This window comes from Halorussus sp. AFM4 (assembly GCF_051194995.1).
GTDB lineage: Archaea > Halobacteriota > Halobacteria > Halobacteriales > Haladaptataceae > Halorussus.
This window is the reverse complement of the sequence record NZ_JBNTJT010000004.1, coordinates 83,185-107,243: the sequence shown is the minus strand read 5'-3', so window position 1 is coordinate 107,243 and position 24,059 is coordinate 83,185. Positions and strand designations below refer to the sequence as shown.

Sequence of the window (24,059 nt, the reverse complement as noted above, 5' to 3'; positions counted from 1 at the left end):
TCATGAGAGAGTCACTTCGAGATAGTCTGCGAGATCGGACTCATGGAGGCGATTGAGTTCCTCTTCTGAGAGCGCTGCCAACGTTAGCCGTTCGTCGTCTAATAACCGGTCAACGAGATCATCAAGCGGTGTATCCCGGTATGGGCCAAACAGAGCGTCCTTTGCCTCCTCTAGTGATTGACGCATGAAGTGACCGTACTCTCTGGCCTCCTCTTTCCGCTGATCGATTTGATCCCCTTCAATCTGTGACTCCCAGTTCCAGTTATCGAGGAGGGTATCGAGTGCATCTAACTTGTCTTGATCTACCCGCTCAACCCGCTGGTTCAACCGAATCATGCCTCGGACAGTGTTGTGGACGTCGATTCTCGCTTGGTGAACGAAGTTGTTGACCTCCCTCCGTTGAGCTTCGACAGCTTCGCGGGTTTCGGGAAGTCGTTCTGCGAGAGCATCGTAATCGTCGTGCTCTAACAGAGATCTAGCCTCTTCGACCGCGTGTTTCGCCTCAGAGTCTATCTCAACTTCAGTCCGGAAGAAGGCTTCAGTAAGAACTCGTTCGAGAATCGTTTCCTCCATCGTTTCTGCGAGCTCGTCTAGTTCTGATTCCAGGCCTTGTCGCCGGTGCTGTTCGTAAATCGTCTCTAGCTGTTCCTGAAACGTACTGGAATTAGCTGACATAGTGATCGCTCACCTCCTTGAACCGCTCACCGAGACCTCCCCTGTGTCCACCGTTACTGCTCGCACCATCGATTGGAACAGAACGGAACCGTTTCACGACTGGTGTGGCTGCCAACTTCAGAGAGATCAGTGCTGCCTGAATCTGATCTTGAGTGTTTTCCATACGGAGAGTATCGGCGGTATCAGCGGCCTCAACAGCCATATCGATGTCTGCCTGAGAGAAATCAACAAACTTCGCCAGCTCCTGTTGGAGATCCGGATTCACGTTATCATAGGTTCTGAGATTAGACACGAGTTCGGAAACTCGGGTCATATTGAGCGTGGAGAATTCCGAGTTGATCTCCTCTATCAGTTCACGGTCGTAGCCGTGGTCCGCTACCTCTTCGAGAGCTTGGCGTACATCGTACATCGTATCCGCAATCGACCGGACATAAGCCTCTTGTCCGAATCGAACGCGGCTATCTATCTCTGCGATGTATTGCCGACCGAGCATGTCGAGAACCTCGTACGGTGGGTTCCGATCCAGCCGTCTCCGAATCTTCGGAACGTCTAGACTCCCCCCAGAGACGCCCAGTAGTTTTCCCACCATAGCTTCGATGTGATCGGCGGAGTCCATCGCTGTCTTGATGTGGTCGTACTCTTCCTGCGAGAGGATCTCAGTAATCTGTTCTTCGAGATGCGGATCAACCGAGAAAGCGTCGTCCTCGCTGAAGCGTTCATTAATCGCGGTCGCATCGATGTTGCGCCACGGAGAGTCAAGCATCACGAGATGGACGTATGTAGCTAAAACGAAGTCCGTGAAGTCATAATCTGCACTCCCTTTGTAGAACACCTTCTCCCCGTTAAGATATTCCTCAATCAGCATTTGACGCCACTGTAGGGCGTAGTACATCAACTGAGTCCCGCACTCTGTGAGAAGCGAATCAACGTCAGCACTCCGCGGTTCCTCTACCCGGCGGATTCCGTATTTGAGTATCTTCCGGAGGTCAGATCTTCTGAAGTCACGTCTGTCAAGCAGAATCTGATCTATTTCCGGTGAGTCATCACTCTCAACGTAGACGAACGGATCCTTCTGACTGCTAAGACGATATTCGAGTTTGGTTCCTTCGTAAAGTTTGAACCCGTCCGTGAGATGTTCGATAGCATCCCTGAGCCCTTGTCGGATGAAGCGGTTTGTCTTAGCGTATTCTTCTGGATTTTCGAGCCAAGAATCCACTAAGCCGTTGTGTTTCTCGATTAGCTTCTCGACACGACTCTTCTCCGGTGTCGTTGTTTGGTCGGTACTAGACGACTCCTCGTCGTCTTCTTCCGTCTGTTCGCTCTGTATTTCCGGCTCAGAGGGGGAAACCCCCGCACTGGGAATGATGATACCGTCATCGGTTACATCGACAACGGCAGGGGCCCCGTCTTCTAGAAGGTGGAACGCTTCCGCAAAGCGCCGATCAACCGTGATTTGATCATCTTCAACGCTACCGTACCATTTCGCTAAGTCCGCAAACTCTTCGGCCTCTTCGTACACTTCGTCTGCCGCGGATACGGTATTCCGAAGCCGTCGGAGGGAGCTTGCGCTTGAGGGTGCTTTGGCATGACCTTCATACCACTCTTCCAGAACTTCGAAGATCTCCATAATATACTCTCGCGGTGACTGCTGACTTTCGTCTAAGCCCGTGTAGATTCGGCGAAGGAAGACCTGGTTAAACGGGAACAGGTCACGGAACGCTTCGTCGCAGAAGCCACACTCTGCGCAGAGAGATCCGTCCGGTGCGGGCAGAAGCTCGAAGTCGCCGTTCTCTCTATCGTATCGAACGCTATCGTCGTGGGCTTTGATGTAGCCGAGATATGGACGGGCGAAGTCAACAGCAGACGGCTCGTCGAGGAATAGAACGTTCTTCGAGTGGCGCTTGTTTGTTTGGAAGAATTCGAATCGGTCCTCGGCCGTCCGTGTATGGAGCACTTCCGTGGAGTCTCGCGTTCCCGCGACGATGAAATCCCAGTTGTCATCGGGTTTATCTCGCTCCATGTAGTTACGGAGTCGCTCGGCCTCCATCGAGGCTATTGCGAAGTCCTCAAAAACGATGACTGGCCGGGTGTCCTCGAACTGACTGCCGACGTATTCGAGCACGTCGTCTAACGACGCGGTGTCATACCTGTCGCGGATCTCGCGCCACAACTCCTTATTAAAGGATTCGACCGCCTCATCAGCAGAGACGTGATCGGGGAAGACGCGGAGTTCCTCTTGTTGTTTGTACTCGCCCTCAGTAACGAATTTGATCTCACGAGCGTACTCCCCGCGTTCAACGAGGAGCTGTAGTTTTTCCTGGATGAAATCCCGAATGGCCTCCTCGTCTTCCCTTGTATGGGTAGTCTCGTAGCCCTGTCTACCAAGGTTCAGTAGTGCACCTGAAGTAGCATTGTTAGCGACAGTCTGGGGGTTGTTCGTGATATCGTCCCTGAGCTGTTTGAATTCAGACGCTCCTGGGAGTGGTTCCTCAAAGTGCTCCTGATAGAACTCCGGAATACGTTCCGAGAGAATAGACATGAGATCGTCATCTTTGTCGATGTGGAGGATGGGACGACCGTCGTCGTTCAACTGGTGAGAGAGATACGCACACAATTCGGATTTACCCGTCCCCACTTCACCTTCGATGACGACAACGAAGTTCCCGAGTTCGTCCTCGGAAAAGAGCTGATAGACCCTCTCTTCACCCCACTTTTCAGTGTCTTCTGTGCTTGTCCCACGGAAAACTTCGATTCTACGGTGAGTGAAATCGAAGAGCTCTCGATTCTCGGATCGTACTGCTGCGACCTTACTGAAGAGTTGTCTCAGGGTTCGTTCATCGATCTTCTGGAAATGTGGACACCACAGCGGCCCTCCCGGTATCTCTTCAGAAGAACTCATGCTATCACCTCGATTGAATTCGCGTCTTTCTCCATGCCGGACCGTCGTGGAGAGCGATCTAAACGGACTACGCCAGCATCACCATATTCGACCAGCTTGATTTTCTCCTCCCGGATCAAGTTGTAGAGTGTACGAGCGAAGGGTGCGGGGACATCCCGCTCGCCAGTAAGATCAATCAGTAGAAGGTTCTCCTGAAGCCAGTCTATGTACTCTTGGATGGCGATCCGTCTCTCATCACCAGTGGCGATTCGAAGGGATTCTAAGATCATCTCAGGGTCGGGATATACGACGTATTCGCGGCCGGTGGCTTTCTCGATTAATCCGAGGAAATCAGCTAGTCGGGTCCAGTTGACGAACTTGGGCTCGTTGAGTGTGATGGGGCCTTGCTGGGACCGAGGTCGGTATTCGCGCTGTTCGTGTTCCCATTTGTCTATAGCCTCATACAGAACTTGGTCACTCGCATGGAGGTGTTGAATGTCCTCCTGTAAGAGGTACTGGTAGTTGAGCAGAACGACCGATTGCTTCCCCCACTCACCCGGTGTCGCTTCTATCGCCAAGTTGTGGAGTGCAGTCATTCGGAAGTCAAGATCTCGATTACCCGTTTCCCAGGCAAATTCAGCCGTATAATAGTCGGGTTCCTGCCTCCCGATCATACCCAACTCCTGAAGCCCCCGAACTCCCTGGCTGCGCAGGTCTTCTGGAAGATCAGTGTCGTCAGCGATCTCTTCTTCAGTCGTATTACCCCGGTCTATTGAGTCATAGACCGTCCGTAGTGGGCCTGGAGTCTGAACCGTGTTGAGAATGTATCCTTCTGTCATAGTGCCTCCGTCGTGAGAAAGTCCTGGTATCTGGCGTCGATAGGACTGTCTTGGGGGTCAAGTTTGCTCGTGCTATCTCTCGCTTTCTGCATCGCAGGGCTCCGCCGGGCATAGGATGGGTCGAACACACTACCGTCCCGTGAGACGGCCCGGTTCAACTCACGAGCGATTGAGGTACTCGTCTGTCGATCCCACTCGATACGCCGCCGAAGCCATCGTCCCAATCCAGGAACCTCGTCTTCCGTATTCAGTGGTACGCTTCCGTATTCATCCGGCCGTGCAAAGATGTCGCTGAAAACACTATATAGGGGTAGATAAGGAGCATCGGGAAGGACGTCAAACAACTGTTCTGCGCGGCTAAGAGACTCTCCTGCCACAAGTTCGTAGATATTTGCGTTGTCCTGAATGAACACGTTCTTGGTATCTATCAGAGGCATGTCCCAATCATACCTCCGATACTGCTGTTTGAATGCCTCGTAGAACGACTCGACGCTACCAATTCGTTCCGTAAACTGCTCTTGGTACAGTGGACGCTGTCCGCCGATAGGCGTGAATTGTGGAGAATCGGCGATCACTACGAGTGTGCCCTCTCTTGAGGTGAACCTATTGACCAAATGTTCGATGGAGTACGATGTCTCAGTTTCGTAGTGTTCGTTTGTGATGACACAGAGGTCTGCGCCGCCCGGCAATTCCATATTACCGGTGACGTGGTATTCGTAATCGAGGTAGTCGTACTGCGACCCTCCCTGTGCGAGCTGCCGCCACGATGTGGGGAATGTGAAGTGATCGATCCCGAGATAGTGTAATGCAGGGAGAGTTCGGAGCATCCACCAGCGTGAGTTGCTGACGGGCTCGTGAGCGAACGCGACCTGATTACGAGTCAATTTGTCCAAGAGCGCTTCCGGTTTCATATGCTCTCCACCTCTGCTTCGTCTTTCCCGACGGTCGCTGCGAGCATCCGGCGATCCAAGAGATCTTTTTCGAGGTAGTACGCAGGAGTGCGAGCCAGTAGGAGACACTCATCGCAGTAATCAACGCAACGGTCACAATCGGCGACCTCAACGACCCTGGCTTCCAAATCAGACAGGCTCTGAAGAACCTGCCACGTGACCCCGTTTCCTCCTTGGCGGCTGTCCACGATATGGACGTCAACCGTGTTCGCCGTGCGCATCGCCTTGACCCGGAAGTCCGAGCGGTCACACTCTGCGACTATCGCAATCGCTTTTTCCAGTGCTTGTTGAAGACTGACGAGCGCCTGTGGCCAAGATTTCGTTTCGTGGGTCGTCCATTCGTAGCGCTCTTCGAACGCGTCCCGCTCAAAGCTTACCGTTACACCCTGAGTGTGATATTGCTGACCAACGGGTCGATAGACTTCCTCTTCGACGTCTTCCAGCATCTCCTCCCAGCTCTGGTCCTCCGTGGAAGAACTCGACTCGCGTTCGATTAGAGCCTCCGAGCGAAGGATCGTTTTGTCAGGACTGTTCGTGTGGCGGCGCTCGAAGGCATATACGAAGTCCGTGACCTCCTGCTGACCATAGTTAACTTCTGCTGGCAGGCCGAATAGTTCGACGTCTTCAGTCTTCTGAGAAGCGTCGGTCTCCGAGACGTATGTTGACATAAGAGCGCGAGTGCTATAGCCTCGCTGCCCGCCCATCGCCGTTTTGCACTCTACACTACTGATTCCGTGAACCTTCGTTTCCTCAAGTTCGGTTGCGCAGTGAGGGCATTCAGTCTCGCTCGGTGGATAACTCTGGAAGGGACGGTCACATTCCTCGTTGTTGCATACCGATATCTCGGTGAGGGGTGTCGAAGATCCACGAACGTCGTTGACGAGATATTTTGTTCCATGAAGTGTGGTCACTGCACCGTGATCGTTCTCCTCACCCGGGAACAGATCGTATAACCTCCCAGATGCCTCGAACTCGATACTCTCACGCCGGCCAGTGAATTTGACGGGGAAGTCTTGACCGAAGTTTCGGTAGTTCGCTAGATAGCCCAATCGGTCCAGCCAGCGATCAAGCCGTCCGTTCTGTTCCGTGATGTTCTTGTTCGTATCTGACGATCCGGACGCAGCGGTAAGCCGCGAGAACGTTTGTTCCGTCCGACGATCCATCGAGAGTGGTCCATCAGAATTAAAGACCTCATCGAGAATTTCGACGCCTCGTTGTCCGAAGATATCTCGAATATAGGAGCTCAGCGTATCCCACATCTCATCACGGATGAATCTCTGGAGAATGTCGAGATTCTTTTCGACAGCACTGACGAAGCTTCCCATATTCTCGTGTTTCGGCTCCGAGAGCGCGTACATCCGCTCGAAGACACCGGACTCGTGCGGATTCCTGGCTAAATAGGCAAAGACCTCAGTCACGACATGCCCGGCAAGTAGTTCGTCGAAGTCCTCCGGATCAGGTACCCGAACGGGTTCGAAATCGTTGAGGAAGCTATCGAGGTTTGCGTAGTAGTGGCCATCAACGGGATGATTCCCCCGGATAACGGTCATAACGAGTGAGGAACTTCCCCGCGACCTTCCTGTCCGTCCACTTCGCTGCACGTAGTTCGTTAAAGTCGGCGGAACTCCGACCTGAGCGACCGTATCGAGCGTCCCGATATCGACCCCTAGCTCCATCGTGGGCGTCGCACTCACGATGTTGACATCTGGATCGTCTTTGCGGAACCCTTCCTCGATAGCGCCCCGAAGGGTGTGGGGGATGTTACTTTTGTGAATCCCGACAGTGATGAACTCCGGTTCGCCTCCGTTCGTAAGCGGGCGTGCCACGTCGTGGGCCCAGTGGTCAATAGCGTAGTCCCAGCCAGACTCAACCTGTGCGTAGCCGGGATCGGCAGTTAGTTCACCGTCGGAACCCCGGGTGAACCGTGTATAGGTTTCCAGGCTCGCACCGCAGTTGTGACATATTTCGATGCCTCTCCCATCACTCGTGGCTGGATACGCACTATAGCAGTCAGCACAGAACGCTGCCGTCTCGACAAGTTCCAGCGAAGAACTGTCTATACGCGGGATGCGAGTGAACACGCCGCTTTCTGGCGGTTCAGACATAATACCCGCTGATTCGATTTGCTCACGCGCGTTTTCAATGTACTCCTGCACCTGTTTGCGCGGACCGTCATCGAGATTCGCGTTTCTGACCGCGGTTTTCACTTCATCAAGTGGCTGCTCGGTTATGATACCTTCTTCCAAGAAGCTGCTTAGTAGACGATTCAGCCGTTCGTCGATCCAGTCCTCGGTGAATCGGGTCCGAGATTCCAGCCTGTCGATTAGCTTCTCTCGTGTCAGGCCATCGATTGAGACCTTCTTGTAGGTGAAGCTGGCTCCTTGACCGAGTGTGAATAGCTTGTATATCTCGTGTGCGAGAACTAACTCCTCCGGATCGTCGAGGTTAGCGACGACATCGGCTGTGACCAGAGCCCCATCCAACAAGCTCTCGCAGTTGTGCAACATCGCGTGGGACTCGATGTCGTCGAGCAACGAGCGGAGGAAGTTATACGCCGTTCCGTCCTCATCGATCTCGTTCTGAATGAGAGGTTCCCAGTACTCCTCTCGAAGCCGAGTCGAGACGGTATTGAAGAGCTCGTAATTGTCTTTCTTCCCACCGGCTTCGATTAACTCCTGCAAATACAGTGTTTCAGCCATCAATCCGTACTCCGTATCGATTATCCGATCACCGACGCTCTCAGCAGAGCTATGTGAGTCGGAGAACACGAGAGTCTTTTTCGATGGGGTGTGCCGGCAGACCTCCGTTAGCATATACGAGAGCAGAGATGATGTCGGAACACCCGCATCTGTAAGATTCACCCATTTTTCGCAGCCAGGACAAGAATCAACAGGAGATCCTACACTAATGGGTGCGAACTCCTCGTCACCGTTTCCGGGATCAATCTCAACATATGGTTCATGACAACGACGGCAAAACTGCACTTCAGGGAGACGGCGGTTACATTCGGGGCAACGGCTGTCGCGGAACACTTTCTCGCACTCTCGGCACCAGTACACCTTGTAAGGAGGTTTTAGGAAGACGTGATATTTCTCGGTCACGACACCCGCGAGACGCCCGAATGCCATAACCGTCTCAATGACCCCTTCAGGGTCTTCGACGCCTTGGTTCCGAGCGCGAGTCAGCAACTGGTCGTAGGATTTGAAGCCAACGACGCCAGTGGTGTCCGTCTCGAACCACGTAGCAAACGCAGCGACTTCAGGGACGTTTGTCAGTACATATTCGTACCAGCCACTGTTGGTTCCGCTCTCGTCGATAACGGCCTCGACGAGTTCGTTCCGTCCCTTGACGGAGTTGAGTACTGACTCGACGTCATCAAACTCCGTTCTAGCCAGTGACAGGAGTCTCGTTTCGATAGCGTCAGTTGCCCACTCTCCAATATTGGTCTTAATTTCAATTTTCTCGTCTGCTACAAGGCCGACTTCACGCGCCGTTGAGAGCGCATCTTCGAGGTCGTATTCTCTAAGATGGCTCGTCGGATCATCGATGTCCCCGACTGCGAGTGCCAGTACGTGAACAAGATCGGCGATGTCACAGGGAGAAAACCGTCCGAAATCAGGTTCGCCAAGAGTCGGAAAGTCTCTTCCAGTGAACCCAATCGTGTTAATTTCGTCTTCGTCCGTCCCAGTCAACGAACTCGCCAGCTCTCGCGGGTTATCCACCGTGGCGGAGACCATCGATATCTGGGGATCCCGGTCGTCGTAGAAGTGCTTGAGACGCTGGGAGAGAAGGGAAACCGCCGCACCTTGGATCCCGCTCCAAACGTGGGCCTCATCGAAGACGATGTGCTCAACGGGATGTTCTCCGGGCGTATTTCCGAGTACATCCCGGGTTTCATCGTTGTCACTGATGAACATATAGTCGAGTGCCTCCGGGACGGTCAGCAGAATATCAACACCGCGCCGGATGCTATCGCGGGTAACCCGTATCCAGGGGTACTGGTTATCGTCCGTCCCCACGTTCGTTTCGCCCAGCACTCGGAGTTTGTCATCCGGGTTCCGTGGATCCTCAAGCCCACGGATGTAGGACCCCGGTTCGACTTCGTGGTCTCGTGTACCGACGCGGGTAGGCGTGTCGCCGTCCCAGATACCGATTGTGATCCGTTCGTCGGAGTTTCGATAGCGATTAATTTGGTCGAGATAGGCGATGAATCGATTTAACTGATCCACGCCCAGGGTCTTCATCGGATAGAGAATAATCGACTTCAGCCCGTCCTCCTGGGTCGAGAGGCAGTGATTTAGAATAGGGAAGAAGAAGGCCTCCGTTTTCCCGGTAGCCGTCGGTACGGCGAGGACGTTGTCGCGGTCCGTCGTCTCGATCTGCTCGATCATTTCGGCCTGATGCTGATACAGTGACCCCTCTTTGCCACCGAAGAGTTCATCGTTGACAGCATCGATTATCTCGTCACGGTAGCCGAGGCCCTTAAGAAACTCCGACGCCGGCTGATCGTGGAACTCCGGAGCATCGACGAACTCGACGTATGGACCCTTCTGTTCGATCAGGTCGTTCTCGACGAACGACTGGGCATTCGTGATTCCGTTCACCTGGTTTAATTTCGTCATCCGGCGGTTCCACCAGGTAATTTCTGCAGCTCGGTCTTTCGCGCTCGCAAGCGTATCTTGAGGTGTTTGCATTTGTGAGGCGTTGGTTGGTTGTCTGGTTGGTTTATGGGCGGGACATAAAACTGCTATCCGATGACGGATGCAGTCGAACCCTCAGTCGCTGAAGCCGATATGATAGCGATGTTAGTGAGATTGTGCTCGTGCGACGGTTTTTTCGACGTCTGTCGCCTCCTCCCAGAACAGGTCGAAGAAGTCCCGCCAGAACGCCACCTCGGCCGTGGTAACAGTGAGTACACCGGCCTCTCCATTCGTCAGGAAAGAGTTCTCCCGGATTTCACCACTGCCGACGTAGGCGACTGTCTCGTCCGCGATGACCATTTTCTGATGGATACCACGGTAATGCCGTGACGGCTCGTTCGGGTGGCCACGAATGCGGCTCCCGAAGTCCCGGATGCTAAGGTTCGCGCCGACCTGCTGGTTGGCTCCATACAGATCCGTGAGCTTCGCAAGCGCCCGGCACTTATTCGTGTGGTCGTAGCCATCACCCTGTTCCACGTCACGAGTCAGAACTCGGAGATCGATTCCTCGGGCCGCGAGATCGGTCACGTGGTCTAGCAGCGCGTTGAGCCCGGACTGTTCAAAGAACGGGACTGCGAGACACACTTCGTTCTCGGCGGCCTGTAACACGGTGATTACCGCCTCTCGAAGCGTGCAGACGTCGACGCTCGGATGGTCAGCACGGAGATCATCGAGATCAGGCTGCATATCCAACGGCACGCTCACCACAGCCTGCCGGGCCGTCGGAAGCGTGTCCGTCGACATTCGTCCAGCGTCAGTCCCGGAATCGGACTCGCCGGTCAGGTAGGCGTCGATGATCTTCTCAAGCGCCGGCGCGTCGACGAGTGTGTAGACCATCGCATCCGCTCGACGCTCCGAGCGGACGACACCGCGGGTCACAAGGAATTCAAGGAAGAACAACGCATCCTCTGCGTTGTCATCGAGCTTGTCGTCGATGTCCGCGCGCGAGATATGCGCGTACTCCCGGAGCTGGTCAGCAAGCCACTCGTAGATGGCGTCAGTTCGCATTGATGAACTGGTCCGCATAGTCCCTGTTCAGCAGTGCATTCGGCGGCACCCAGCGGTTCACTTCACTCGGCAGGTACGGCCGACAGTCGAAGTCGTCGGCGTACACACAGGACGGACAGCCGCTCTCACAGAGTTGCCCACAGGCCGACAGATGTTCGGCAGCCTTCCGGAGGAACTTCTGGAGCACACGGCCTTCGCCGTCGAGTGTCAGCTGGGCCAGTCCGCCGGCACCGACGTTTTCACGCTCGTAGAGGATGACGGCACCATCCTCGATGAGCAGTTTGCTCCCGAGGACATCGTCCATGCCAATCTCGTGAGCTGCCGCCTCGAACAGAGCGTGCTCAAGCGCGTGTAACAGCGGAATCACAACAAGATCGTGATCGCCGTCGACTAGTTCCTTGACCGGCGCGTCACAGAGTGTTTCGAGTTCATTGCGAGCCACCTGGGTGTAGGTGTCGCCCTCGAGATCGCTAGCAATCTCTTCAGCGACCGAGTACAGAACGTCGACATCGAGGTCGAAGACGAGCCCACGACCCCGTGACCGGACGACGTAGGCACGCTTCGTGTTGTCGTCGTGGTCGAAGGTTCGGATCAGGCGGTCGTCGTCATCGATGTCCGTTCCCTTGGCGGTCACACTAGTCCGGTAACCGTAGACGGCGGTCAGGGAGTTGACGCTCTCTACGGTGAACAGCCCGGAAAGACCCCAGAAGTCCGTGAGAACATTCTCTTGGTGGGTCGGCAGGTCTGACACACGCCAGCGATACGGGTCGTGATTCGCGTCGTGAGCGTCAAGGAGCGTCGCCAGCGAGATGTGGTCACCGTCGATGAACAGCGCGCTCTTGACCATCGGCGTGATGAGGCTGTTAGCGTCGGTCGGCGTCGGCTTCATGACCGACGGCGTACCATCTTCGCCGTCCTCGTCCGACGGGATATGGCACTCTTGACAGAAGCGCCGGACATCACGAGTCGCGTCACACTGGACACACTCGAACTGCGCAGTGCTCAGCGACCGGTCGTGGTGCAGGTCGTAGTGCCCCTTACCACAGTCCTCGCATCTGATCGTGCCGATGTGGTTGTCGTCGATGCTGACCTGCCACGGTTGCATCGGCTCGACGTTCGCACACCGCGGACAGGCATACACCAGCGGATACTGCCGGAGCGTTTCCGAACAGTCCGGACAGGTGAGGTCACTCGTCGACGGGTCCAGGACCTCGAAGTGGTCACACCGCGGACACCGGAACGTCTGCGGCGACACTCTCGCCCGAACACGGCTGTCCTTGGTGAGCTCAAGAAGCTTGACCTGACTCGGCGGAATGACCCAGTCTCGACCGCCGCTGGTTGCAGCAGTCGTGCCACCGTCCGGGTGCGGGTCCGGATGCTCGTCCGCGTTTGTGGACGTCTCATCATCGGTGCCGCCCAGCATCTCTTCGAGTGCCGAACCAGCACTGCTAGTGCCGTCGGCACCCTGTTCACTGTCCGATCCGGTCGAGGAACTCGGCCCCGCCCCGAATCGTTCCCGGAAGCGGGCGTTTTTGCGTTGAGTATGATCTCGGTTTGCGCGCTCTGCGTCGTCGATGGCTTCAGCGACGACTTCGGTCATCGGGTGGTGCTGCAACGGACTGCAGCCAGTGACACGGTCGACACGCAGCCGCGTGCCATCACGGGTCAGGAACCCACCGTCGTGTTGACCGAAGATGACCTGATACTCTGTGAGTGTGTAGTTATTACTCATTGTTAGTTTGTAACGGTGTAGTCGGTGTTGATCTCGTGTAGGACGCCGTCTTCCTCGATGTCAACAGTGACCGACCTGTCACTGCTCTTTCGCAGGGTGTACATCAGCTCGTCTTGGCCCTGGAACCAGTTCGAGAGGTACGGCGACTCGTCCAGGCGACCCCACTCGTGAGCGTACTCACCGAGTGCGGTGGTGATGACGTCGTGAATCTCGGCGACCAGCGCCTTGTCGGTATCCGACGTCCGCAACAGCCTAAGGAGGTCGGCCTGGATCTCTTCGTTGCGTCGGCTGTCGGAGAGGGCTTGCGCGGCGGTGTTCGCGGTGAGAGCGAACTCCTCGTAAGAGAGGCCGGCAAGGACGGCCTTCAGCAGGTTCGGCACCAACAGCTCTGCCGCGTGGGCGTTGGTCGGCTGGATCGGGTAGGTCTCGTAGTACCCTTCGATGTCGCCCATCACTCTATGGAAGTTGGTGTAGAGGTACGCGTCTCGCGGGTTCGACGGCAACAGGTGTATCGTCACGTGCCCCGGGGCATCACCGCGACCGGTTCGGCCAGCCGTCTGTGCCTGTTCGGTCATCTGCTTCGGGGCACCCAACATGATCATCTGATTGAGCGTCTCGATGTCCACGCCGAGCGAGATGACGAGATTAGCGAGGAGAACCGAAAGGTCACCCTCCTGGGCCTGCTCGAACAGTTCACCCATCTCCTCGTTGCCCGTATCGCCGCTCAGGAACGGCGGAGTCAGCGCCTTGTCGATACGCTCACGGCTCTTGTCGGCGATGCTCGTCTGAAGTGCACGCCCATCTGCCTTCTTGTAGACGTACCCCAGAAGGAACTCATAGGCCGAGAGGTCAGCCCCGCGACCTGCGGCGTCAAGTGCGTGCTGTAAGGCGGCCCGATAGTCGTCGTCGTTGTGGGTCGCATCATGGGTTGCGATGATCCCTCGTTGGACGGACTGCCGATTCGAGGTTGCAACCGGCAACATAGCGAGCACTCGGTAGCGAACTGAGTCCTCGTCGACGTCGAAGAAGTCACGATAGTCGCCGGTTGCCGGAATCGGACGAATGTTTGTCTCGTCCGTCCTCGTGATGGCCGACAGCAACTCGGTCTCGTTAGCGATCGTCGCCGTCCCGGTCTCGAACGTCGGCTGGTGACAGTACCCGTCTCGATGGTAGTCGTGACCCTGGATTTTGCTGTAAAGCAGGTCCGGTAGCTCCAGGAAGATCGACAGGAGAGTCCCTGTCAGATTGTGAAGCGAATGGACCTCGTCGAACACCCAATGGCCAATCGGTGAGTGTTCGTAATTGTCCGGATCGAGCGGGATAGCCTTCTCACACTGCGGGCAGGTAACGTCGTCCCAGTCCGGATGCGGATTCATAACCGACGCGGCCGCACCACAACGGTCACACGGGAGGTACGTGCCGCCGAAAAACGGGAGCTTACCGTACGGCTGGCTTTCGTACCCGCGGACAGTCGCTTCGTAGAACAACTTGTCCGGCGTTGCGACAGTGAACGTCGGCAGGTAGGCGACTGCCTCACCCGGGTGGTAGACGTAGTCGATATCGTGTCCACAGTCCTCGCAGTGACCGATGACGCGGTCAGACTGTTCCGCAGCGACGACACTGCCACGGGTGTTGCAGGCCGGACAGCGGTCGTACTGTGCGAGTGTCTCACCCTCCTCGATGTCACGGAGTGATCCATACAGCGGGTCGGACTGCCCCACGAGCAGGCCAGCCGAGAGGTCCTCGCGCCCGATCACCTTCCGAAGCGCGTAGGTGAATCGCATCACCCGCTGACTCATGTCTTCGTTTAGGAGCCTCGTCGGAAACGCCAACACGACCCGCGTATCCTGGTACAGCGCCGTCAGCGCCGCGTTCACGAGGAACGGTAGGGTCTTGCCTGCAGCTGTCGGTGCTTTCAGGACCGTCGTCTCCTGCTGGTCGGTCGCCAGGATGGCAAGTCGGCGTTGGATCGCCTCCCACTGGAACGCGTACAGACTATCGGTGGCCGATAGGTCGAATCCGTCCGGCACGGCATTGAGCACCTGCCGGGCGAGTTCGAGAAGGCCATCAGCGTCTGCCACCGCGGCGCGTTCCTCGTCGGTTAGGCCGTCGAGTCGGTCTTGGAGCCCGGTGCGGCTTTCGGTCAGCGACTCGATGGTGTAGCTCTCGACCGGAAGCTCGCGGTGGTAATCGTACACGCCGTACGGGGTCAGCAGGAACGTCGACTCGTCGGAGACGGATTGGGTCAGCGTTCCATTGACCTGGGTGTAGGTAGCCTCGATCTCCTCGCGGTCCTGCTGACTGGTTTCTCCCCGGCCATCGACAGCGTCCTCGATAGCGTCAGCGTGCTGTTGATTCGGGAACTTCAGTTCGGCCCCGCGGAAGGACAGCTGAAGGTTCGGATTGAACACGGACTGTGACTTCTCGGCGAGTCGGTAGCCCTGACTCGGCATTGACCCAGCACCCGTGTTATGGAGTCTGACGCGCACGCGGGCATAGTCTGTGTACGTCGTCGATGTCTCAAGCGTCACTTCGAGTGCGAGGGCGATAGTGCCTCGCTCAAGGGTGATGTAGGCCGCTTCGCGGTTCGAGTCTTCGGTGTACGGCGTGACCGTAACCGGGTCGGTGACAGTACCGTCTGCGTCGATGGTGGCGATCTCCGTGGTGTCGGTGGCCGGGTCGTAGAGTCGAATCGGAACCGACTCACTCTGGAGTGTCGCTGTCCTGCGGGCGGACTCGTCGTTCGTCCAGAGGTCGCCGAGGTTGATCGGCGACTTGAGGGACAACTCATATCCCTGGAGCGGGACGCTCTTGTCCTCGTATTTTTCGCCGTTTTCGGTCTCGGTTCGCAGCGAGACCGTCGAACCGCCGATATCGACTGAGGTGAAAGAACCCGGCGTGTAGATAGCCGAGCTGCCGGTAATGCGCCCAGTGTAGTTCGGCCGGGTCTCACGGTAGGTGAGGAAACCGGCACGGTGGATCGTACCCCCAATCTCTAGTTCGGCATCTTCGAGACTGTCCTTGTGGACCAACACCGACGCTTCCATATGCGGCGGGTACCGCCACGACTTCTCGCGGTTGTCCGTCGAGACCGGCTGCGGAACTAAGTGGTTCGCGTCCGAGACCTGTCCCGGCAGTTCGTCAACGCGGTACGTCGCGTCGCTGAGTTGCCGCTGTGACTGGATGTTCAGCGCATCCTGGTCACGCGTGTGCGGTGTTTGTTCTTGAAGTAGCTGTTCAACTTGGGTTTCGAGTGTCGTTGTTACCCTTCGTAACTTCATCGTTGAAGATGACTCGGGATCGGTGATCAGGCCGATCCAGGAGTCGGGCGACGGACACGGGTCGTGCCTCTGGAGTACAGCCGACAGCGACCATTCGCGGAGGATCGATGTCGAATGGAGAAGACCGCGTGCCGTCAGGGGTTAGTTAGCGTACGATGCGGTTGCTGTCATGCGGACCTAAGGTCCGTCGTCGTCGTCCTGTTCCATTGATGGGAAACTGTGGCACAGTAGCCAGCCGGCAGGGCCGGAGCCACGGGGTGCCGGTCGCCCGTGGCTGGTTAGGGAGCGGTAGCTCGTATTTTCCCCTGATTTCACGCCGCGCGTAGCGCGGCGATCCGCCTGGGGACTCCCTCGTCGACGAGCCGCTGTGAGGTACCCTAACAGAGTCGGTTTCTGCCGGGCCCCGTACCTCGATTTTGAGACTCGTCTTCGAGAGAGGCACCGGTATAGTACACTAGATGTGTACAGTACCGGTGGACGGAAGCCGCCAGCAGTGTTATCACTGCTGCCGACCTCGAAGGGCGTACTATCCACTCCTTAGCGCTCCCACAGAGTGGGAGCGTGCTGTTTCAGGCCACCGCTCACAGTAACACGTCTCTCCCTCAGTGGCCACCTGAGTTCCCGACGTAGCCGTGAGCTGACATGCCTGCTTGAAGCAGAGCGGTCCGAAATGGGAATTTTCGGACCCCGGCGTCGGAGAGAAACATAGCTACCGAAAGCGTCTTGATGCCGTAGCCTTTAGATATGACTACGGCAGGAGCGGTATTCCCCTCCTGGCCGAGGATTTACTTTCCCCCCGGCCCGGTGGTTGGCTCCCGGTGGGCCGGGGGAGCGGTCAACACACTTTGTGAGTGCGATGACCTTACAGGTCCTAAGAGCCGCTGGTTTTTCTCCCCCTCGATGACAGAAACAATATCCGCAGTAGAAACCCCACAAGTGATGATTTGCATAGATTAGGGGGTGAGCCCTGGCCAATGTGTTCGTTCCAATCTATATATGTATATGTGATATATTTGGATCCATAACAGAGGTATGTATTAGAGGCTCCAGTCAGTGAACCACGAGGGGAACCCCTGGCAGTAATACGTTAGTGGGTCAGTCGCACCGCACCTCGTCGCGCGCGTGGGACAGCAAAATAGAGTCCGAGCTCCGCTCGGATACCAGCAGTATATAAGTGAGCCCCAATATAACCCCGCTGAGAGTTGACAACCATAATTTTCCTGATGTTTTGGCAGGGTTTCGGGTGTAGGATAAATTACCATTCTCAAATTCTCGGGCTCTCAAAAATCAAGGTTGTGCCGACAGAGCTATTAATCAGAGTTGGGATCCGAGTTTAAATTAGAATATTTGGTAATGTAATATACTAAGCTCTCCTTTTGAGATTTGTGTGTTTACTTATACCTAGATCAATCTCACAATAGGACGACACGGCGATCTGCACAGTCAATTACTTGATAGAGGGTTTATAAAATTCTGTCACTTACCAAAGGACGAAATTTTCTATTTAAATGGGGGCTCCAAGTGTGGAAGGTATGACCGCTACTATCTGATACGTAGATCGCCACCAACATAAACCTTTGCTCAATAGCAAAGGTTTTCGAATATGATGCTAGCGCAGCAATCCGGAGTAGCAATTAATCCCGACCTTCTGTCTCGGACAGATATCGTTCACCGGCCTCAGTAAGCCAATAAATGCGGGCGCGACCGCCGGGATTTTTGCTATTTAAATAGCCCTTTGATGCGATTTCTTTGAGACGGCGATCGGCCCATTGGCGCGTTTTGTCGTGTTCATTTGCGACCTCTTTGGCCGTGAAAGCAGGATCGGTTGATTCAGCAAAAAAGGACAGCAACTCGAACGTGGAGACGGAGGGGTCAGGTCCTCTGGTCATAGGTTTATCTGGGAAACAGTGGGCTTGTCACCATGAGTATAGTTTATAGATTACCAACCGAAGTACAACCGGTTTAGGCATTTGAACTATGAGTGCAGTGCTGAGGAACGGCAATTAGTTGCATGTGTGATCGGGGCGAGGCAGACATAGCGTGAACACTAGTAGCGTTTGAAAGTGGGATGACCGGCAGCACATATGAAACGACAGGATATGCCCGCACTGGTGGAATGCCGTACGACTGCGCTCTCAAAACTCAAACGAACCTATCCGATCTCGGGATTTGGTTATCTTGGACTTTTGACGTGTCTCATGTGCTGTCTGGTAGCGACCACGCGGAGTAGTTGGCTGGTTTGGCGAACGTTGATGAAGAGTGGCCTCAGTTACTGTGCTGAGTCAGGCAGTAGGGGAGGCCGGTGACTTCGACGGCTTCGACGTCGGGGGCTTTGATGGCGGCTTGGCCTTTGCCGTATTGTTGGAGGTCTTGTTCGTAGCCGCGGGGATGGAGGGGACTTTGGTGATGACTTCTTCGCGGAGGCCGAGGAAGATATTGGTGTTGGTTTGTTTGAGGATGTCGTCGTCGATGTCTTCGGGGTTTTGGGTGATCATGAAGAGGCCGAGTTTGTCTTTGCGGCCTTGTTTGACGGCGTCCCGGACGGCGGGCTGTGATACGCGGTTGAGCGTTCATGCAGGGAGTGTCAGTAACTCCAAGGGAGTATCGCCGTCCGTTGTCCAGTCAGAATCTCCTGTTATGGGTGTCTGTTAGATAAACCCGATCTTGTCTCGGAGTTTGTTCGTTGGTGGGAGGTGTTGGCGAGCGGCAGCGGCGCTTGCCAGGTCTGCGTACATCGTGGTGATTGGAAGGCGGGCAGTGGCGTTGGACGCGCCGATGTGCGCTTGTGACAGGAGGTAGGTTTGTGCGGCTAACGTCTCGATGGGAGTATCGCCATGGACGCGTTCGACGGTGATTGGTTGGGGAAGTCCGGTGCTTTCTCTGCTGGCGAGGGTTTCAGGTTCGCCGAAGGTAGCGACGATGGCTTTGGGAAGGTCCTCGTAGATGGCTGCGGTCGCTTTCTGCGGCGTGTCGAAGTGAGCGCCGCTGTATTTCAGGACGCGGGCCGGGGCTTGCTTTCGAATCTCGACGACATCGTACTTGACGTCCAGGTCGGAGAGGAAGTGCTCGACGTCGCTGAGGTCTTCGTTGGCGAAGCCATCCCGATGGATCGTGATGTGGTTCGGGTACCGGTCGTACCGAGTTCGGAAGCCCATCACCGCCTGCTTGACGATCTCTTTGAGTTCCTTCGGTGGGATTTTCTCCCCGGACTGCGGTCGGGATGACGTATAGCCGAGAACGGCCCCGTCAGCGTGAATCGCGGTAGTTGCGGCTGCGAGATGGATGTGATTCCCGTCGGCTGATTCGTCGTACTGATGAGTCACGTCGATACCGAGGTGGAGTTCAGAGTCCCCTGGCAACGCCCGCTCGATAGTGAACGGAATCCCGCCTGCAGCCGCGACCAGTCCGAGGGCGATGTTGATGATCGTGAACCGTTCGTCCAGCGTCGCTTCGTGTGCGAACTGGCTGTTGAGGTCCTTCGTGGCGAGGACCTTCTTCACCTCGTCGTAGACACGCTCGGGATCTGCCGTGTCGAAGTACCCAGTGTTCTTCGGCGGGAGCGTGCAGAAGACGGCGTCGTAGTCGTGGTCGTCCGGGATTTCAGCGGCGAGCTCCATGCCGAGTTGGTCGGCTGACATCGTCGCGTCGAAGGTGACCTCTTCGACGCTGTCTGGCGGGGCTCCGATTTGTTCGAGTTTGCTTTGGAGCGTGGACCAGCCCCGTTGGATCCGGTCGTCCCGTTTTTCCATCCGAATGTGGCACACACGGAAGGGATCCGGTGCTTCGTACACTCCGAGGCGGGTGACGTCACTCGGGTGCGTCCCGGTCTGCCCGTCACTGAACTGGAGAACGTCTGCTTCTGGATCGAAAAGCCCCTGAACGGAGATGTTCTCATCCCCGAGCAGCGGGTCCGATCCGAACTCAACCGTGTGCCCGTCGAACTGAAGTGGGCCGAGCTCTTCGACGAAGCTCTCTGCGTTCGAGATGCACTGCTGAGCGGACAGGCGCGTATTGAGCCGTTGTTTCTCTGCGAAGTCCGGTGCGAATCGAGCGAGGTTCTCAGGATGGCCTTGGAGCGCGAGGAGTTCTGGTGGGAACGCCATCTCGGTCCCGTCGCCACGCTGGCGAACTGTCCAGATGACTTCCCGGTCCGCGTCCTCAATCTCGTTAACTTTCGCTGGATCGACCCAGGGTTCCTCTCGGTGATACTGAACGAGGCTCTTGTTGCCCTCGATGTGGAGCTTGTCGGTGACGGTTTCTGGGCCGACGCCGATGACATACAGCCCCCTGTCTCGGTAGGAGGGTGTCACCCGGAGTCCGGGACGAATCTCGTCGTCGTCGAGTTGGTCGAGCGTCCGGTCTGAGAGGATCCGGTGGCGGTAATCGACGTGCAGGTAGGCGGCACGCGTGGGGAGCACCTCGACGGTGAGGTTGTACCGCTCGTGGAGCCGGAATCCTTCTTTCTCGATTACCGGGTCAATCTCCAGGATTTTATCGATGCCGTGGATGTCGTACTGGTCGCGTTTCGCGTCCTTCAGGACTTCACCGAGCATTTCACCCAGGATCTCCCGGTCATCCTCGTCCGCGTAGACGACCGGTCGGGTGCCGACCTCGTTGATTTCGAAGCGGGGAAGATCTACGTGTTCGTGCGCGAGTTTTACTAGGGACACGAGCTTGAACGCGCTGCCGACGACGACCGGTGTCACATCGAGTTGTTGCCGGACTTTGCGACGGGCCTTGTACGTCGCCCGGAGCGTGTTCTGCCCCGAGGGTCGGAATCCTCGCTTCGGAACGAGTTCGTACTCGTAGACGTCGTAGTCCGGTAGATCATCTGTGGCACGGAACGTCGTGAGACCGTGGTCTCCACTGTCGGCGGACGTGTCAGGGGTTTCGGCGAGCCCGTCTTCGAGGGCTTCCTCGGTAGTCGGGGGCCCTCCATTTCGAGGAGTTTGGCATCGCTCTGGACGGTGAGGTTCTGATATTCCGTCCCGTCGTTTCCTTCGTCGATATCGTACTCGACAGCGGTGATGAGGTAGGTGGCTCCTCTGTCGTAGTCTTCGTCGTAGATCTCCGCTGGTGCGGAGTTCTTCCACATCGTGATGGTTCGGTCGTCACCGCCGCCATCTGTGAATTTCAAGTTGCGGCGTGGGTACTGACCCTCGTTGTCGAAGACTGTGTCGAGCGTGAATCGAACGGCGTAGGTGTCTCCGACCGGTACGTCGTTGAGTGAGTTTTCGTCGAGGTTGATTGGTTTCATTGTGCGGCCTCCGTTGGTGGGAGACATTCGGCAGACGCTTCGACCGTGACCTGTTTCCCTTTCAGATGGTCGAAGTTCACGACAGCGTCCTCGGTCGCTAAGATCTGACCTCGGACTCCGAGAACCTCTGACTGTATCCCCTCGTCAACGGTGAGCTCTGGAAGGGTGCTGACGGTCGCATCGTCCCCGGCGAAGTGAACCGGGAGTGAAACAATCCGGTCTTCGACGGTTGTCTCGTCACTGGGGAGTGTCGAGAACGGTTCCAGAGGTCCTGTTAGGACGTCCCGGCACGAATCAACGGCTTCCATGAGCGCGTTTTTGGGCTGGTCCAGCGCCTCGTACCACTCCTTCGTCGATTCGGTCGACACGACATCCTCCAACGCGTCCTCAACGATCCCGGCGACACGACGATTCGGTGTCCGAGCGACGATCATGCCGTGAGTCGCGCCCTGTTCCGCCCAACGACTCACAGCGCGATCTGCTTGCGTGATTCCAGCCTTCACGCTGTCTTTGGCGACGAGGTAGACGACGAAGTTGTGCGCGCAGGACCGCCGTTTGAACGACGGGAACGGGCAGTCCTGATACTCGCATGACGTTCCGGGCGTGAAAACGCACTGCTGGAAGGGCGGCTTCGACTGGCACTCTTGACACGGGGAGTCGTCCGCTCGGTCCCCACAGTGCTGGCACCGGAATCCGGGATGGACGTCGACGCGGATCTCTTCTCCGACGAGACCTGCAAGGTCAACCGGCCCGTTCGTGTCTGCGAGGTACAGCCGTGGTTTCCCCCGAGACCAGGAGACCATCGTCGGGTGACCACTCACGGTCGCCCGAGAGTCCAGGTCGGCCAGTTGCTGAGCCGTCATTTGTACCCTCCGAGAGTACCCTGAAAGTCAGTCGGGCTCCGGTACGGATCGATGATCTCATCGGTCAGGTATCGCATTGCCTCAGACTGGATTGCCATCTCGATCTCGCGGCCGTAGAGCGTGATGCGACCAGTATCGTCAAACCCGACTTCGACCTCGATGTTTCGGTCAGGGAGATCGACACGGACCTGTTCGAATGGATCCCCGAAGTATTGCTCCCACCAGTCCGTGTCTCTCAGGTCACCCCTGTCTTGGGCCGACACGTGGTCTGGTCGTTCACGCTTGCTGGGATTGACGTCGACACGTTGGACGCGACTAGATTCCTCGATGACTGTCCGAAGATCCTCTTCATCGAACTCTACTGTCTCGAATTTCACGTCCTCGTCGAGAACCGCCGCGAGTGTCGTGAGAATCTCCTGTTCGACCTCCTTCGTTGCCTTTTCGATGGCAACGTAACCGTTCTGGAGGAAGAGGACCGCGTACCGTTCGGCGCGTTTCGTTTGTTTGGTGCCTTCGAGCGTAGTTAGGTCGTAGTACGTCTCACGACCGTACTCCGCCCAGCATAGCCCATCAGCTCCCTTAGTGAACGTCTGTGGAAGCATTCCGCTGCGAAGGTCGACGTCTGAGTCGAACGCCGAGGTCGTCTTGATCCCTGCTTCGATTGCTTCCATGTCGATGCTCTCGTCCCGTAGTGGCACAATCTTGTAACTAGCCATCGAATTCGGCCTCCTGGTTGATTCGTCGTTGGATGAACGGTTCCAGGGTCTCGGTAACCCGATAGAACGCGCGGCGACCTTCTCGGTCGCGTTCTACAAATCCCGCGTCGCTGAGTTCCCTGAGGTGATAGGAGATGGTCGATTTGTCACGGTGGAGTTCCTCAACTAACGTACTCGGTTGGACACCGCGATCATTTGGGAGCTGGAGGATCTGTTTCAACACGGTGAGCTTCGACTCCGAGAGGTCCTGGACGCGTTCGGTCGCATCAGCCAAGTGGAGTCGGTCGGCGGCCGAATTCGTGGCTGCTACGTCCCCTGGCTCCAGTTCTTTCCGGAAGGCCTCTTGGAGTGACTCCAACGCGAGGACGTGAATTAAGCGCGGGATCCCCTCGCTTAGCTCATGGATGCGGCCCACAGTTTCCGAAGGGAGTGTAAACTCGTTCTCCGAGAGCACCTCGAAGATGATGCGCAGCGTTTCGTCGGTGTCTTTGCGAGGGAACGCATCGAGGTAGAGTTCTTTCGAGGGTGGGAGGGAGTCTTGGACTCGTCCTCGGTTGACACCCCACCGTTCGGGCGTCCAAGTCGTTACGAATAGGCCGCTGTCCACAGCTTGTTGGAGCTCGCTGAGTGAGGTTTCGATTCGTTTGTCTAACCCACAGTCATCGATGCAGACGATTGGGGATTCGAGTTCGGTCAATTCGTGAGCGAACTTATCGAGAAGGAATCCTTCGTCGGCCTTCTTTCCGAGATCCCGCGCGTCAATGAACTTCGTATCGATATCCTCGGAGAGTTCCGTGAGAAACGATACGACGGTGTGGAGTAATTGGGTCTTCCCGATTCCTGACGGCCCGATTACAGGGGTGTGATAGACATCCTGTTGCTGAGTTACGAAGCCCGCGTATTCACCGACCTCGTCAAGTGCGTCTTCGTGATTGACTGCTTTTTCAGGGTGATTTTGGAAGTATTCTGTGAGCCGTTCGCGGCTAGCTCGTTCTGGTTGGAACCCGTGATCCGACAACCAGACTTCGTAGCTTCCGACGTGCCCCTGTTGTCCGCGTTCGAAGGCTTCTCGGAAGCGGTTTTTCTTGTCTTCGTCTTCGTTACCCGGTTCCATCGGTTCCAACTCCTCAAACTATCCAAGTTACCCAAAACTATTAAAA

General features: G+C 56.3%; 14 protein-coding genes. All 14 read right to left on the bottom strand.

Translation table 11 applies throughout. The annotated features are described in order from the left end of the window. The 14 genes from ACQUQF_RS17940 to ACQUQF_RS17875 all read right to left on the bottom strand — a co-directional run bounded on the left by ACQUQF_RS17940 (window position 1) and on the right by ACQUQF_RS17875 (window position 24,013). Window positions 1-675 (bottom strand): hypothetical protein, encoded by a 675-nt coding sequence (locus ACQUQF_RS17940; protein WP_435180504.1) that lies wholly within the window; start codon window positions 673-675, stop codon window positions 1-3. Continuing rightward, window positions 665-3,574 (bottom strand): TFIIB-type zinc finger domain-containing protein, encoded by a 2,910-nt coding sequence (locus ACQUQF_RS17935; protein ID WP_435180503.1) that lies wholly within the window; start codon window positions 3,572-3,574, stop codon window positions 665-667. The genes ACQUQF_RS17940 and ACQUQF_RS17935 overlap by 11 nt, the downstream gene beginning before the upstream one ends. Next, window positions 3,571-4,392: a hypothetical protein gene (locus ACQUQF_RS17930; protein ID WP_435180502.1), complete on the bottom strand. Its 822-nt coding sequence runs from the start codon at window positions 4,390-4,392 to the stop codon at window positions 3,571-3,573. Before ACQUQF_RS17930 ends, ACQUQF_RS17935 begins: the two co-directional genes overlap by 4 nt. Further along, window positions 4,389-5,303 carry a hypothetical protein gene (locus tag ACQUQF_RS17925; protein WP_435180501.1) on the bottom strand — a complete coding sequence of 305 codons (915 nt, stop codon included), beginning with the start codon at window positions 5,301-5,303 and terminating at the stop codon, window positions 4,389-4,391. The genes ACQUQF_RS17930 and ACQUQF_RS17925 overlap by 4 nt, the downstream gene beginning before the upstream one ends. After that, window positions 5,300-9,946 carry a DEAD/DEAH box helicase gene (locus tag ACQUQF_RS17920; protein ID WP_435180500.1) on the bottom strand — a complete coding sequence of 1,549 codons (4,647 nt, stop codon included), beginning with the start codon at window positions 9,944-9,946 and terminating at the stop codon, window positions 5,300-5,302. The genes ACQUQF_RS17925 and ACQUQF_RS17920 overlap by 4 nt, the downstream gene beginning before the upstream one ends. Window positions 9,947-10,147: 201 nt before the next feature. Beyond that, complete coding sequence (locus ACQUQF_RS17915; RefSeq protein ID WP_435180499.1) at window positions 10,148-11,050, bottom strand: phospholipase D family protein; 903 nt, start codon at window positions 11,048-11,050, stop codon at window positions 10,148-10,150. Further along, on the bottom strand, window positions 11,040-12,782 hold the full coding sequence (locus tag ACQUQF_RS17910) for a Zn-binding domain-containing protein (protein WP_435180498.1): 1,743 nt from the start codon (window positions 12,780-12,782) through the stop codon (window positions 11,040-11,042). The genes ACQUQF_RS17915 and ACQUQF_RS17910 overlap by 11 nt, the downstream gene beginning before the upstream one ends. A gap of 2 nt (window positions 12,783-12,784) precedes the next feature. Then, window positions 12,785-16,063: a helicase-related protein gene (locus tag ACQUQF_RS17905; RefSeq protein WP_435180497.1), complete on the bottom strand. Its 3,279-nt coding sequence runs from the start codon at window positions 16,061-16,063 to the stop codon at window positions 12,785-12,787. A gap of 2,282 nt (window positions 16,064-18,345) precedes the next feature. Then, the gene (locus tag ACQUQF_RS17900) at window positions 18,346-18,558 is read right to left on the bottom strand and encodes a hypothetical protein (RefSeq protein ID WP_435180496.1); all 213 of its coding nucleotides are present in this window, start codon (window positions 18,556-18,558) and stop codon (window positions 18,346-18,348) included. A 153-nt stretch (window positions 18,559-18,711) separates the two neighbouring features. After that, entirely contained in the window at window positions 18,712-20,769 is a 2,058-nt protein-coding gene (locus ACQUQF_RS17895; RefSeq protein ID WP_435180495.1) for a Piwi domain-containing protein, read from the bottom strand. Then, a complete protein-coding gene (locus tag ACQUQF_RS17890; protein ID WP_435180494.1) occupies window positions 20,766-21,320 on the bottom strand; it encodes a hypothetical protein in 555 nt (184 codons plus the stop codon). The genes ACQUQF_RS17895 and ACQUQF_RS17890 overlap by 4 nt, the downstream gene beginning before the upstream one ends. After that, a complete protein-coding gene (locus ACQUQF_RS17885) occupies window positions 21,317-22,183 on the bottom strand; it encodes a DUF2797 domain-containing protein (protein WP_435180493.1) in 867 nt (288 codons plus the stop codon). Before ACQUQF_RS17885 ends, ACQUQF_RS17890 begins: the two co-directional genes overlap by 4 nt. After that, window positions 22,180-22,899 (bottom strand): hypothetical protein, encoded by a 720-nt coding sequence (locus tag ACQUQF_RS17880; RefSeq protein ID WP_435180492.1) that lies wholly within the window; start codon window positions 22,897-22,899, stop codon window positions 22,180-22,182. Before ACQUQF_RS17880 ends, ACQUQF_RS17885 begins: the two co-directional genes overlap by 4 nt. After that, the gene (locus ACQUQF_RS17875) at window positions 22,892-24,013 is read right to left on the bottom strand and encodes an ArsR/SmtB family transcription factor (protein ID WP_435180491.1); all 1,122 of its coding nucleotides are present in this window, start codon (window positions 24,011-24,013) and stop codon (window positions 22,892-22,894) included. Before ACQUQF_RS17875 ends, ACQUQF_RS17880 begins: the two co-directional genes overlap by 8 nt. Between the last annotated feature and the right edge of the window lie 46 nt (window positions 24,014-24,059).